The following is a 14,646-nucleotide window of genomic DNA, read 5'->3' on the forward strand; positions in this document are numbered from 1 at the left end:
ATGTCAGGCGCGGATTATAAAGAGCATCCCATCAATTGCCTATGGATGCAGGTAACATTTTTTTAAAATAAAATGAGCATTAGCAACAAAAGTTAAAGGCGCACAGCAAACTCAGGAGACTGGCACAGCACGCAGTGCGTGTGTTCAGGCGTGAGAGCATGGAAAGTACGTTTGCAGCTTTCGCAGGTGAGCGTATACGCCGCACTATGCCGCGTTGAGGCGGGTTCCACGTCAAACCGCAGCCGCAGCGCCTGATGCGGACATACCGCCGCACAGCCGCCGCATCCCGTACAACGCGCCGCTGCTATCGTCAAGGTATTGTCGTCAAACTGGATAACGTTCTCCGGGCAGCTTCGCCAGCAGGCACCGCACATCCTGCACTCTTGCGGACTGATTTCGGGTACGCATTCGCTGAACGCGGAAAACGCCTGTCTGAGACGCCGTTTCCCCGGCTCGACGGCGCACGGGGTAATGGCGTCGCGCGGGACATGAAACAGAGTGCGCCGCGAGGCGTTAATCTCCGCGCCGACAACGTGTTTGAAAGACCAGCCCGGCTCGCCATAGCGGCGCAGCGCTAAATTTAGCCCCGCCAGCGCCATCAGCCACTGCGCCGATCGCTCCACCGCAATATCAATAAAGCGAATACCGTACTGGCTGTGCCAGAGAAGCAGTTCATCGACCGTTGGTGCCTGTAGCGAAAACGGCCCCACCAACGTATCCCCCTGCACAAAGCGTTTAACCGGTTTGATACCGGTAATGGCGTCAACAGGACAGACAAACAGACAGTCGCCACAGGCTATGCAGCGCGTCGTATCTATGCTGACCTGCCCCTGCGCCAGCGAAAACGCCTGCGCCGGACAAACATCGGCGCAAGCGCGGCAGGAAGAAAAACGAAAGCGACGACGGACGCAGGCCTGCGTCACGTCTACCGCCGGATCGATCGTCAGGTTAACCATCAGCCAATACTAAAGAAGACGTAGCGCAGCATAATCTCGCCGATAAGCAGCAATACGCTGCCCGCCACCAGCGTCCCTCTGGCGTTTCGCAGACCGCCTGCGGCAAAGCAGAGCATTCCCGCCGCTGAGACACACCAGCCGAGAAGATAGACGTCACGCAACTGCGCCAGCGCCTGTAGCGGATGATGCGGGAAAGTGACGACCGTCGTATCCACCGCATTAATATCCGCCAGCCATAGCGGCTGCATGATCAGGCGAATCAGCACCATCAGTGCGACCACCACCACAGCGCAGCGCATTGCGGCGCCAGCGTTGCGCAGATAAGCCAGCGCAATGACTACCGAACCGATAATGCCTGACGTGCCAAAAAACAGCGCCAGCGTGTTGCTATGCTGCCAGGTCGCCACCGAGGCATGGATATAAACCTGCGCCATGCAGAATACATCCACCAGCCCGAACGCTGCCGCCAGCGCCAGCAGCGGCTGCCAGCCTGGCTTTCGGAAAAACAGCAGCACAACCCCCAGTCCCAGCGCCGCCAGATAAAGGCTGGCAAAGACGATTTCGCGACTCAGCCACGAACTGGCGACATGACGTAACGCATTTAGCGCATTCAGGGGATAGCCCATGTGCAGCGCTGAAGCAAGCAGCCCCACGCAGGCCAGTACAAACGCCCCCGCCATCGCGGGAAGCGCGCCGCGTGCAGGCACGCGTCCCTCTTCGGCGTACTGGCGGCCCAACGCCAGCCACACTGTCACACCCACAGACCCTTGCAAACAGAGCGTAAAAATCAGCAGCGGTAATTCATGCATGGCGTTTACCCTCTTTTTCTGCGCCCTGATGCGCTTTGACAACCAGATTAGGTTTGGTTATGGATGAATCTGGCAGCCCGTAAACGTCGCATACGCTACCGTACTTCGCGCGCAGTTCATCAATCGGGCCAAACTTGATGGCCTCCAGCGGACAGGTCGCGACACAGACGGGCGGTTCACCTTTCGCCAGTAAATCAACGCACATGTCGCACTTGGACATTTGGCCGGTCTGCTCGTTAAGCTGCGGCGCGCCGTAAGGGCAGGACCAGGCGCAATAGCCACAGCCGACGCATTTGTCGGTATCAACGCGCACGATGCCGTCGCCCGGACGTTTATGCATAGCGGTAGTCGGGCAATTTTTGGTGCAGACAGGGTCCGCACAGTGGTTGCAGGAAATGGAAAGCGTATAAACAAATACATTATTGCTGACCCCGCCCTGCCCGGTCGGGATGAAACTTCCGCCCTTGACTTCATAGACGCGGCGGAAACGACGGCCTACTTCCAGATTGTTTTTGTCTTTGCAGGCCACCTGGCAGGCTTTACAACCGGAGCAGCGTGAGGAGTCGATGAAAAACCCCAGTTGTTTATCGCTCACCGGCGGGTAATGTGTAAACTGACTCATGCTTTAGCCACCTCCACCAGCATGGTTTGATGTGAATTTCCCTTCGCCAGCGCGGTAATACGGGCCGAGCTGAGGACGTTCGCACAGCCGCCTTTATCAATACCGTTCTCATCCGGCTGCCACCAGGCGCCGGCCTGCATCGCGACAACGCCAGGAATAATGCGCGGCGTCACTTCCGCCGGGATTTCGCAAATCCCGCGTGAGTTATGAATGCGCACCATGTCGCCATGCGTAATGCCGCGCTTTTGCGCATCCTGCGGGTTGATCCACAATGTCTGCTGCTGCACTTCAATCAGCCACGGGTTAGCGTATTGCGTTGAGTTGGCGCGGTTTTTTCCTTTCCACGTAATTAACTGGAGCGGAAAATCTTTTGCCAGCGCATCCTCCGGGCCTTCATGTGCAGGAACGTAGTGCGATAACGCCGGGATTTCCGGATGCTGCATGTCGTACAGGCGCTTCGAGAAGATCTCTATTTTCCCTGACGGCGTCGGGAACGGATGATTTTCCGGATCGCGAATATTGTCTTCAAAGGCGATAAATGGCGCGCTTTTGAACAGATGCTGACGGGTCTTTTGCAGCGTGGCGAAATCCGGCAGATTTTCGTCCGGCATCGCCAGGCGCGTCTGTTCCCAGATGTGTTCAATCCACGCTTTCTCATCGCGCCCCTGGCTAAATTCATTCTCAATGCCTAATTTCGCCGCCACCTCACGTAGCCAGTCGTAGTCGGAGCGCCGCTCAAATTCAGGCTCGATCAGTTTTTCAGAGAGTATCAGGTAGCTTGCCGTGCCCCAGGTTTCACCGATGTTCCAGCGTTCCATAAAGCTGGTTTCCGGCAGCAGTAGATCAGCGTATTTCGCGCTCGGCGTCATAAACAGATCGCTGGCGACAATAAACTGGATCTTTGATTCATCCTCCAGTACGCGTACCGCCTGGTGCAGATCGGGGTTCTGATTCGCCAGATAGTTCCCGGCCAGCGAGAACAGAATACGGATGTTACTGTCCAGCTTATCGGCATCTTTCAGCCCCATATCCGGCGTCACTTTGCTGGCGTCGTCTGCGGCCTGTACCCAGTTCATCACCGAAATTTTGGCTTTTACCGGGTTATCCGGCATCTCCGGACCCGCGGCAAATTTACGGTTAGCGCAGCCGCCGTAACCCGCAGCCCAACCGCCTTTGATGCCGACATTACCGGTAATGGTCGCCAGTAGAGTCGAGCCGCGCGCGGTGCGCTCGCCGCAGTTGTGGCGCTGTGGTCCCCACCCCTGAATCAACGCGGCGGGTTTGGTATTCGCGTAATCACGCGCTAACTGGCGAATGGTTTGCGCCGGCACATGGGTGATCTTTTCCGCCCACTCGGGGGACTTAACGACACCGTCTTTGGCGCCGGTCAGATACGCCACCAGCGATTCGTTAGCCGGTACGCCTTCCGGCATTGAGTCTTCGTCAAAACCGATAGCGTAGCGCGCAATAAATGCGCGATCGTGCAGATTCTCGCTGATGATGACGTACATCATCGCGTCCATCAGCGCATTGTCGGTGGTGGGCAGCAGCGGGATCCACTGATCCGCCAGCGACGAAACGGTGTCGGAATAGCGCGGATCGACCACGATAAACCGCGTACCGTTCTGCTTCATCTTCTGCAAGAAATAGTTGGTATGACCAAAAATGGTCTCCGTCGGGTTATGGCCCCACAGAATCACCAGTTTGGTCTCCAAAAGCGTATCCAGCGAACTGCCGCTGGCGGCAATGCCGTAAGTATAAGGCGTTGCGGCCGCCGTGTTGCCCATACTCACAGAATGGTAGCTTTCGAGATAGCCGCCGGTCAGATTCAGCAGGCGACGCGCCATTTTATCGCCGGAAAAGGTGCCGCCGGAAACGGCAGTGCCAACATGAACATAGCGCGAAGCCGGGCCATATTTTTCAGTAATCGATTTTAAATTATCGGCGATTAAGGTTGTCGCTTCATCCCAGGAAATTCGCTCGAATTTTCCTTCACCGCGTTTTCCTACGCGCTTCATGGGATATTTAAGTCTGTCAGGATGATAAACAAATTTACGGTATGCGCGTCCACGAACACAGGCACGCATCACCGGCATTTGCGCATCCAGCGCATTATCCGGTCGCGTTGAAATTCGCGTCACGATACCTTCACTGACATGCGCCCGAATATCGCATTTGCCCCCGCAGTCAAAAGTACTGCATGTCTGGACGACTTTTTCCGCAGGCCTGTTTTCAGTTGCCGTCACAGCGCGCGCCTGAGCGGTAGCTGGCGAGGAGACAAACGGTAACGCAATAAGCGCGGAGCTGGCCTGGATAAAATGGCGGCGAGAAATAGCGGGCTGTTCGCCATTTCCCTGGCTTTTTATATTTTTCATGATCCGACTCGTCAAATAAAAACCCATTCTCACGTTTTTAAGTGTTAGATCTCTTGATATTTATCAAGCTCCCTCATTAAGGGTAATTCCGGAAAATTAATAATTCTCATTAACTTTAAATTAAATGAAATTCATAATTTATTCTGAAGAGTTGTTAACGTATTAATTCAAAATTAACCGCTGCAACCTGACCGGACTCATCCATTACGACAAGTTGATAACGTCCAGCGATATTGAGTAATAAAGAAAGACGATTATTTTCGCCATTAACAGGTTCGCCATTTAAAAACCACCAGCGACGCCCTTTACCGCCGGTAGTCGAGACGGGCAGCGTGACGTTTTCCTGGCCTGGCAATTGCCTGATCACCGCGCCATCCCTCACTCCTGACAGCATTAACGGCGCGGCATCATTGCCCTGCAGCGGCGGACAGTGGTCGGACGCCGCTGGCAAGCGGGCGCTACGTCTTTCCGCAGGCGGCAGCCACGGCTCCAGCGGCCGCGGCCAGACGATAAACGTATGCGCACGCGCCTGCGGACAGTCGGCAGCGACACGCCGCCCCGTATCATCCAGCCAGACCGGGAAACGAATACCGTTGATGTCTTCCTGCTCAGGTAACAGCAGCGTGGGCGGCTGGCTGTCATCGAGCAGCCATGTCGCCAGTCGGCGGCGACAGTTGCTGTCTCCGGCAGGCAGAGTCTGTCCGCCCGGCCAGCAAATGACGCCGCGGCTTACCGTCTGCGGACGCGGATCTTCCGGCAGGCGTCCCGTATGCGCCAGTAACAGATTATTGACCTGGTTAAGCAATGGCACCGCGCTGGCAAAACCAAATTGCCCCACCACAGGCGTGCCGTCGGGTCTGCCTGTCCAGATGCCGATGATATAGCGCGCGTTAACGCCAATAGCCCACGCATCGCGATAGCCGTAACTGGTGCCGGTTTTCCACGCCAACGGCACAATGCGCGGCAGCGCGTTATCCGGCAAGGGTTGCGCTTCATCCGCCATAATCCGTCGAATGATCCACGCCGCTCCCGGCGACATTAATGGTCTTTCCGACAGCGGATCGTCCGGCTGTAACCGTAATTTCGCCGCTTTCCCATGACGAGCGAACGCGCTGTATGCCGCCGCCATCTCGTCAAGCCGCGCGCCCGCGCCGCCCAGAATCAGCGAAAGATTGGGCGCCGCGCCAGCAGGCAAATATAGCGGCAGGCCGACGTTACGCAGTTTTGCCGCAAATCGTTTCGGCCCATAGGCTTCAAGCACCTGAACGGCAGGCAGATTCAGCGAGCGTACCAGCGCGTCGCTCATGCTGACCGGGCCGTGAAATCCGCTGTCGAAGTTTCCCGGGCGGTAATCTCCGGTGCGGCGCGGAACGTCCTGTAATAATGATGCGGGATGGATCAAGCCGTCATCCAGCGCCAGACCGTACACAAAGGGTTTGAGTACCGATCCCGGCGATCGGATCGCCGTTACCATGTCGACATGACCAAAACGGCTGTCGTCATTAAGGTCTACCGATCCTACCCAGCCGCGCACGCTCATATCGGTATGATCGACGACGATCATCGCCAACGAACTGCGTGCCGGCAGCCGCCCTTTCCATGCCCGCGCCAGATCTTCCAGTTGCCGCTGCAATCCGGCGTCCAGCGTGGTCACAATTTTGTCGTTCTGGCTTTTACTCAACATCATTCGGGCAAAAAGCGGCGCCAGTTGCGGCATTTGACGCGGCGCCAGCCAGACCGGTTCTTCACGCGACTCGCGTACCGTTTCGGCAGGCCAGACGCCCTGAGCCGCCATCCGATCCAGCACTTTATTTCGTGCCGCTTCGGCTCTCGCAGGCCAGCGGTCGGGGCGTAACCGGCTCGGCGCCTGCGGCAATACGGCCAGCAGCGCCGCGTCAGCGTAACTCAGGCGCGCGGGCGGCTTGCCGAAGTAGGCCCAGCTTGCAGCGCCAATACCCTGTAGCGTGCCGCCGAACGGCGCGCGGTTCAGGTACAGCGTCAGGATATCGCGCTTGGACAAATGCCATTCAAGCTGGAGGGCGCGCCAAAGCTGGCGGATTTTACCGCCGAACGTGCGCGAATGCGGGTCCAGCAGTCTCGCCACCTGCATAGTCAGCGTACTGCCGCCGGAAATAACGCGCCCGGCGGTAAGATCCTGCCACGCCGCGCGCGCGACGGAGAAAGGGTTAACGCCAGGGTGCCGCCAGAACCAGCGATCTTCGTAATTGATTAAGGCCTCCAGGTAACGGGGAGAGACCTCTTCAATCGTCACCGGATAACGCCAGATCCCCCCGGCGTCGGCAAAGCGCCACAGCGGCGTACCGTCATGGGCTACCACGACCCGCGCAGGATGGACCTCATTGAGCGGCAGCGGCCAGAGTTTATCCGCCGCCCATAACGCCAGGAAAATAAAAAGCGGCGCGCCCGCCAGCCACAGCCAGCGGCCACGTTTACCACGCCAACCGTTCATTTAAGGCGTCACAATCAGCAGCCCCTCGCTCGCGCCGGTTGCCCGCCACTGAGGCACGTACATCGATTCCACCTGCGGTTGCGCAAGCTGGTACGTCCCCGGCGTTACCGCGCGCGCCAGGTAGACCAGCGTCACGGGCTGGCCCTCATTGACAACGACGGCAGCCACAAACCGATCGTCGCGGAATTCCATATACTGAATATCCGCCTGCTGCATCTGATTAAGCAGATTTTGCACTTCGCTACCGCTCTCCGGCAGGCTGGCGCTGCTGTCAGCCAGATTCTGGTTTTCCAGCTCCAGTCCGGCCGGGAGCAGGTCCACCACCAGCGCATCCGGCACATTGCGATCGGCCACTACCGTTAACCAGACCAGCACCAGTTCGCCGCTACGCAACGAGGACAGCGATTTGCGCTGACCATCGGTCCCCAGTATTTGTCGTTCAATCTGCAAAACGTTGCTGGCAGGCTCAGGCGCAGATGAGGGATAACCGCTGCTATCCAGACGCAACCATAGCGGCTGGCTACCGGTGTTCGTCACCTCAAGGGCGGCCAGCTGGTCAGCATCCAGATTACGGGTCAGCGCCTTGTCGCCCGACAGCGGCTGCGCCTCTAACGAGGTCTGCGCCTGCCAGGCGCCCGCGCTGGCCTGTCGCGAATGCGCGGCGAGGAACAAGGCATTGTTCTCCTGGGTAGAGAGCCAGCGCTGACCGAAGGCCTGCTCAGAAAGCGAGCTTAATAGCGCGTTTTGCGCGTCCGGTCTGAGGTTGTTCTCTTCCAGTAGCGACAACATCAGAGCGTTATCGCGCAGAGAACTGCCGTAATCCGCTATCCATTGCCGTTCGTCCTGACGCGGCGTATTCAGCGCCAGCGTAATGGCCTCTTCGCCGCGTCTGGCATCACCCATCGTGTTTAACGCGATGCCCAATTGCATCAGCGGCAGTCCTGAAGCCGCCTGACTACGGCGCTCCCAGATTTCGCGCAGCGCGCCGAGCGGCGCTTTCTGCTGACGCGCCAGTACCAGCGCGGCGTAAGCCTGAGCGGCAAAAGTACTGGCCTGGGTATTATCGCTATAACGAATCAGCATCGTGCCGGGATCCTGCAGATAACGCAGCAGTCGCTCATTGCCCCGGTTAATGGCTTCCGGCGGGACGCTATATCCCTGCTCGCCCGCGCGAATGAGGAAATCCATCGCGTAGGCCGTTAGCCAGGGCTCTTCCGCCCCATCTTCATCCCATAGCGCAAAACCGCCGTTATCACGCTGCATCTGTAGTACCCGTGAGATGCCGATATCCACTGCGGCGCGCCGTTTTTCATCGCTATCGCCGGTAATACCGAGCGACTGCAATTGAGCGGCATTGGTATACAGCGCCGGGAATAACCCGCTGGTGGTTTGTTCCAGGCACCCGTACGGATATGCTTTCAGCTCGCGAATGTAGCGCGCCAGATTGAGCGGCGGTTTTCCGCTTAACAGCAGTTGTCCCTGTAACGTGGCTGGCGAGACGTTTGCCAGATGCTGCTCTGGTACATGCCAGCTCTCTCCCGGCGCCAGCGCAATGCCGCTATTTACCGTTTGGGCAGGCCAGGCCGGACGCACGCCGATTTGCCACTGCTTATGCTGCGCGCCGAGGGTTTCTCCCGGCAGATTCAGACCGCTAATGGTCGCCTGGATTTCGCCTTCGCCAAAACCTTCCAGCGCGCGTACCGGAACGAATAAGGTGGTGCGCACGCCCGGCGCCAGGTTGACCGGTTGCGGCTGCTGGCTAAGCAGTTCCAGTAACCCACTGGCGGCGAGCGCAATATTCAGCGTCTGCGGGCGGTCGGTCAGATTGGTGACGTCCAGCACCAGTCGCGAAACATCCCCTCCCGCCAGAAAACGCGGCATATTCAGCTCGGCAATCACTGGCGCGGCGACAACAACTTTGCTTTCGCCGCGACCAAAATCGTCCGCTGTCCATGCCTGCGCCATAACCCGCAGTTCGCCGTTAAAGTCGCCAATCGGCAGCGTTACGACCCCTTCGCCCTGCTCATTGAGCGTGATCGGCTGCGCCTGCTGCGCGATGATATTGACATGGTTTACCGGCGGTTTTCCGCCGCGCTTAAGGTCGTCGCCATCGCCGCCAAAACGCAACGCCGCCAGCCGCCCCTGCCCTTCAATGACCTGGCCGTAAATATCGTAGATATCCGCACCGTAGCGTTTTTGACCGAAGAACGCCTGCCACGGGTCCGGCGTCGCGTAATCGGTGATATTCAATACGCCGCTATCGACTGCGGAGACCAGCACGTTGATCTGTTTTGGCATTTCGCCGTGTTTAACACTGGCTTTCACCCTGACGGTGAGCGGCTGATTCGGGCGCATTTTAGCCGGGCTTTCGAGCGCCAGATCGAGGCGGCGGTTTTCATCCCCCAGCGGTAGGTGTAGTAACCCTACGGCGCGTTTTGGCGTCGCGGAACGAGATTTATCGCCGGGACGCACCACCAGCGTACTGAGATAGAGATCGTGGCGATTCCAGGTTTTATCCACCGGAATCGTGAGCTCCAGACCTTGTGCCGGCACATCGATCGCCTGCCACCACAGCGGACCATCGCTGGACTCCACCATCGCATAACCTTTACCGGCGACCGGCGCGGCGATATGCAATTTCATGGTGTCGCCTGGACGATAATTCGCTTTATCCAGTTTGAGGGTGACGCGATCCGGACGCGCCGCGCCGCTACCGTCGCTGTTATCCTGCCAGCTATAGCCGGCCCAGAAACGAACGCTGCTGACCGTCTCATTCGGCGCTTTGACCTCCAGACGGTACGCGCCCCATTCCACCGGGAAGCTGACTTTTCCGGTTTCATCCGCGTTCAGATCCAGCGTCTGCTCGCCCTCCACCAGATCTTTTTGATCAAACTGCGACTGCCAGCCTTCGCTTTCCGACCAGTTCCAGTAATAGTCGCGACGCTCGCGGATGAGCCGCACCTGTAAACCGGACACCGCTTTTTTCTCGCCCTGCGCGTTGGCGTAAACAATATCGAATGCGGCGTTGCTGTCTTCATCGACAATCGGTTGATTAACGGTGGTATCCGTACGGTAGTCGTATACCGCTTTGGCGGCGAACTGTGGACGAATTCCCGGTAACGTATCGGCAGGCCAAATCGCCTGCTCTACGCGACGAGTGACCGGACGACCGCCAGACTCCAGCAGGCTGGCCTGTAGAATTACCTGCAGCGGCGAATGCGCTTCTTGCCACTGGCTGGCAGCACTCACTTCACCACGTCCGCCTTTATCCAACGTCAGTTGAACTTCGTCCAGGCTGCGCGAAAGATTCTCTTCGGCAATATTGCCGAACTGGAAGCCAGGCAACGCCGCGACAGCGTCGCGCAGCGGACGCAGGAAAAGTTGCCCTTGCAGGGTATTGCCGATAGCAGGCGCGCCATACAAGTAATAGCCGACAACGGAGAATTTCACCTCATCCGCAGGCGCCAGCGGTGTTTTTTGCGCCGTCAGGTTGAGCGTCATCCGCTCCGGCATAAAGTCTTCCACATGGAAATCCCAACTCCGCAGCAAATTATCGCCGGTGTTGGCGCGGACATGCCACAAGCCGGTCGGCGCGTTGATATCCAGCGGATAATTCAAACGGTATAGCCCGTTTTCCGGCTGGCTGACGATGGTACGCATCACCTGTCCGTCTGGTTTTACCACTTCCAGCTTAACGGGTTGATCGGGCAGCGTTTTACCGTCGCTATCGCGCAGCAATCCGTTGAGGATAACCGTTTCGCCCGGTCGGTAGAGATCGCGCGGGCCGAACATAAAGAACTGCTTGCTGTAGCCGGGCGCGCCAGCGACATTAAATTCCGACAGATCCAGAGCCGGAAGCGTGAGATCGAGCAGCGTGGTCTGCTCCTCTTTACGCGCCAGTAATAGCGCCGCCGCTTTATCAGCTTCCAGTTGCACATGTCCCTGCGCGTCGCTCGTCGCCTGCGCCAGCGTCTGCCCTTTATCATTCAGAAGAACGATCTCAATTCCCGACTGCGCCGCGCCGTTTTCCAGGCTTTGCGTAAAGATATCCAGCCGATTATGGTAACGGTGCGCGGACACGCCGATATCGCTAAGGGTAAACAACGTAGCGGCATTACTATAGTTGTAGTGTCCAGCCTGATTCATTACCGCCACATATACGCCCGCCTGTTGCAGCGGCTTAATATCGCTTAATGGCAGCAGCAGTTTCTCACGCGTATTGCGCGCCGGATTAAGATCAAAACGACCGGTATAAACCAAATCCGCCATTTTCAGCAGATTGTCGGACTCCCAGTTAGAGAGAGAACTACGGTACTCCCACTGGCTGACAAATGACGCCAGCGATCCGGGCTTAACGCGGAAAAAGTTCACATCAACGTGGTTGACGTTAAGCGCCATGACCGGCAGTCCTTCCGCGATTTTCCCCGGTAGCAGCGATCCCCGGCTGGCAAAGCCGACGCTGGGCTGGACATCACGCGTGGTAATCGTTTTTTCATAAGACTTGCCGAAGGTGGCGTTATTCAGCGCTTTAACGGCGGGATCAACCGTGACCACCAGCACGCGTTCAGGTTCCAGATGACGTAACCTTAGCTCTTTTAAATTTGGCGCCAGCTCCCATGCGCCGTCAACGCTGCCGCTTTTCTTATCAACCACGTGAACCACACGGGAGAAATCCTGTTCAGGATCTAAAGGAATTGAAAACGTCAGCACCAGCGTCGCCGCGCCGTCGAGCTGCGCTTCGGAGGCGTCTAATAGCGTGAGCGCTTTGCCCTGGCTTTGCTGCGCCAGCTTTTGTAGTTGTGCCGGGTCTTTTGCGGGCGAGGGCTGCGCTACGGCTGGCGCTTCGCTTTTAGTCGTCGGGGCGGTTTTATCGTTGTTATCGCATCCCGCCAGCGCCAGCATGATCATGCAGGCCACCACGCGTAAATGTTTCATCTTTCATCCCTGGCCTTAACGGCCTGTCAGCAACGGTTGATGAGATATTATGCGCGAGAAATTTTATTGTGTAAGTCCGTATTACTGTGATGATGCGAAAATTTTACGCAGAAATGTGGTTTCGCCAGCCAAAACAGCCTCTTCTACTTGTCCCTTTTCGGGAAACGTCCGACAATTTGATCATAATCAGGTAACAATGGAGATGCCCATGACCACCGCCTTTTTTGTCGCCGCCGACTGGCTTGCCGAACATATTGATGATCCGGAAATACAGATTCTTGACGCCCGTATGGCGCCGCCAGGACAGGAACATCGTGATATGGCGGGCGAATATCGCGCCGGACATATTCCCGGCGCGCTGTTTTTTGATATTGAAGCTCTTTCCGATCGCGCATCGCCGCTGCCGCATATGATGCCGCGCCCGGAAGCGTTTGCGGTGGCCATGCGTGAACTGGGTGTTCGCCAGGATAAACACCTGGTCATATACGATGAAGGCAATCTGTTCTCCGCTCCGCGGGCATGGTGGATGCTACGCACGTTCGGTGCCGAGAAAGTGTCCATTCTGGCGGGCGGACTGGCGGGCTGGCAGCGTGACGAATGGCTATTGCGCGAAGGCGAAGAAGCGCATGAAGGAGGCGAGTTTGAGGCGAAATTCGCGCCGCAAGCCGTGGTGCGTCTCACCGACGTATTGCTGGCAAGTCATGAAAAAACCGCGCAAATCGTTGATGCGCGTCCGGCGGCGCGTTTTAACGCTCAGGCTGATGAACCGCGTCCGGGGCTGAGGCGCGGACACATTCCTGGCGCGCTAAACGTCCCGTGGACGGAACTGGTGTATGAGGGCGAATTAAAAACCACTGACGAACTGAATGAGGTTTTTTTCAGCCACGGCGTGAGTTTCGACAGACCGATTATCGCCAGTTGCGGTTCCGGCGTGACGGCCGCGGTCGTGGTGCTGGCGCTCGCCACGCTGGATGTGCCTGACGTCACGCTTTACGACGGCGCGTGGAGCGAATGGGGCGCGCGTACCGATTTACCGGTTGAACCCACTTAATATCTGCCATGCCGGATGGCGCTCACGCTTATCCGGCCTACCGTTCAGGCTGATTTAAAACGAATCTACATAAATACTGTTTAAGCAGGCCACAAAAAAACCGCTCAATTGAGCGGTTTTTTTGTGCTGGTCCGGTTCGCGGCCTTTCCAGCAGGCTTTGTTGCCATAGCAACGCAGGCACACCGTAGGGGATTAATACTCCCTTTTAAGGGAGCAAATGTCAATATAATTTACCGGGAAACTATTCAACATTTAAGGTATTATCTTTCCCGGCCCTTTCCGCCGTCTCGCAAACGGGCGCTGGCTTCAGGAGAGGATAACCCATGGCCGTAAGCGCAGGCACACCGTAGTGCCTGCTATCACGGCATTATCGCCAGCGGTACTGCCGTGATGCGGTCTTCGCAAGGACCGCAACATGAAGGTACGATGCTTTTGTGTCGTGCTTCTTGTTTCTGGCACGTTGTGTCTTCACGCAGACAGAAGCTACCCAGGTAATTCTGTTCCCGTAACGCTCAACGTCCAGAGCAGGTAAGCCAGGAGGCCGCCCTGTTGGGCGGCTTTCTTTTCTTCAGATGATGCGATTCTGTTTAAAATCGCGCAGGAACCCGCCCCAGCGGCGCTCGTAGAACGGTGCGATATGCTCGGTGATAAAGTGGCTGATACCCTGCTCGCCCTTCCTCACCTGACAAATATCGATCGGTTCGTCACCCGGTAACGTGTCGGTCGCCACATTGCCCGCTGCGTGAATGATCTCTTCAATATCGCCGTCAGCCTCAATGCCAATCAGCAGATTAGGTTGGGCGTCCGCATGTTCTTTAATCGCGCAGAGAAATGCGCGTTTCACCGGTTTGATGGTTTTAAACAGCGTAGTGAGGGAATCAATCATCTGCGACGGCGGCTCGGCCACTTCGGATAAAATAAGCGACTCGCCGCCTTCCAGCACTTCCTGCGTACTTAACGGACTGCCTTCCTCAGCGAGAAGCAGGCTGATTTCACGCGGCATAAACTCTTTGCCGGTCGGCAATTTAGCGTTGAGGAATAACGTTTCGCCAAGCGTCATTTCAAACAGCGTGCGCGCCGGCATCACCACAAATGCCTGTTCGTCTTCCACGGCCTGCTGCAGCGCCTCCAGAGAAGTAAAGAAGGGAATGACGGTCGTGCCGTCTTCTTTTTCCCAGTGCTGCAAATCCAGAGCGCTGTCTTCCACAATCGCCTCGCCTTCGGCAGCGCTGCCCGGCACCCAGACGGTGGACTCCAGTAAAGTACGGAAAAATGCCGGACGATGCGCGGGCTCAGTCGCCGCTTTCTCCAGCAAGATTTCTAATTCATTTTTAGTTTCGGACATAGGAATCACAAATTATGTATATGGGTTGTAGGCCTGATAAGACGCACGGCGTCGCCATCAGGCAAAATGCCGGGTGGCGCTTC

General features: G+C 57.1%; 9 protein-coding genes. 2 read left to right on the forward strand and 7 right to left on the reverse strand.

The window, feature by feature from the left end; genetic code table 11:
• Positions 1-92: 92 nt before the first annotated feature.
• From J4614_RS18130 to J4614_RS18155, 6 genes are all read right to left on the reverse strand, one after another.
• Positions 93-956, reverse strand: coding sequence for a 4Fe-4S binding protein (locus J4614_RS18130; protein ID WP_000247781.1), 864 nt, complete (start codon positions 954-956; stop codon positions 93-95).
• Entirely contained in the window at positions 956-1,765 is an 810-nt protein-coding gene (locus tag J4614_RS18135; RefSeq protein WP_208293273.1) for a dimethyl sulfoxide reductase anchor subunit family protein, read from the reverse strand. Before J4614_RS18135 ends, J4614_RS18130 begins: the two co-directional genes overlap by 1 nt.
• Entirely contained in the window at positions 1,758-2,387 is a 630-nt protein-coding gene (locus J4614_RS18140; protein ID WP_023207703.1) for a DMSO/selenate family reductase complex B subunit, read from the reverse strand. Before J4614_RS18140 ends, J4614_RS18135 begins: the two co-directional genes overlap by 8 nt.
• Positions 2,384-4,762 carry a DMSO/selenate family reductase complex A subunit gene (locus J4614_RS18145; RefSeq protein ID WP_023214301.1) on the reverse strand — a complete coding sequence of 793 codons (2,379 nt, stop codon included), beginning with the start codon at positions 4,760-4,762 and terminating at the stop codon, positions 2,384-2,386. The genes J4614_RS18140 and J4614_RS18145 overlap by 4 nt, the downstream gene beginning before the upstream one ends.
• Positions 4,763-4,916: 154 nt before the next feature.
• Positions 4,917-7,232 carry a peptidoglycan glycosyltransferase PbpC gene (pbpC, locus tag J4614_RS18150; protein ID WP_023201541.1) on the reverse strand — a complete coding sequence of 772 codons (2,316 nt, stop codon included), beginning with the start codon at positions 7,230-7,232 and terminating at the stop codon, positions 4,917-4,919.
• Entirely contained in the window at positions 7,233-12,167 is a 4,935-nt protein-coding gene (locus J4614_RS18155; protein WP_208293274.1) for an alpha-2-macroglobulin, read from the reverse strand.
• A gap of 208 nt (positions 12,168-12,375) precedes the next feature.
• Here J4614_RS18155 and sseA point away from each other — a divergent pair, with 208 nt between their 5' ends.
• Both sseA and timP read left to right on the forward strand, forming a co-directional pair.
• Positions 12,376-13,218: a 3-mercaptopyruvate sulfurtransferase gene (gene sseA, locus J4614_RS18160; protein ID WP_000205242.1), complete on the forward strand. Its 843-nt coding sequence runs from the start codon at positions 12,376-12,378 to the stop codon at positions 13,216-13,218.
• 415 nt (positions 13,219-13,633) lie between these two features.
• On the forward strand, positions 13,634-13,750 hold the full coding sequence (timP, locus tag J4614_RS22190) for a small toxic inner membrane protein TimP (RefSeq protein WP_242617172.1): 117 nt from the start codon (positions 13,634-13,636) through the stop codon (positions 13,748-13,750).
• A gap of 36 nt (positions 13,751-13,786) precedes the next feature.
• Here the strand turns inward: timP and sseB are convergent, their stop codons facing one another.
• On the reverse strand, positions 13,787-14,563 hold the full coding sequence (sseB, locus tag J4614_RS18165) for an enhanced serine sensitivity protein SseB (RefSeq protein ID WP_001522413.1): 777 nt from the start codon (positions 14,561-14,563) through the stop codon (positions 13,787-13,789).
• Positions 14,564-14,646: the final 83 nt, after the last annotated feature.

Origin of the sequence: Salmonella sp. 32031103-2018-00083-FB-01-SM-01, from assembly GCF_017571995.1 — a bacterium.
Classification (GTDB): Bacteria; Pseudomonadota; Gammaproteobacteria; order Enterobacterales; family Enterobacteriaceae; genus Salmonella; species Salmonella enterica.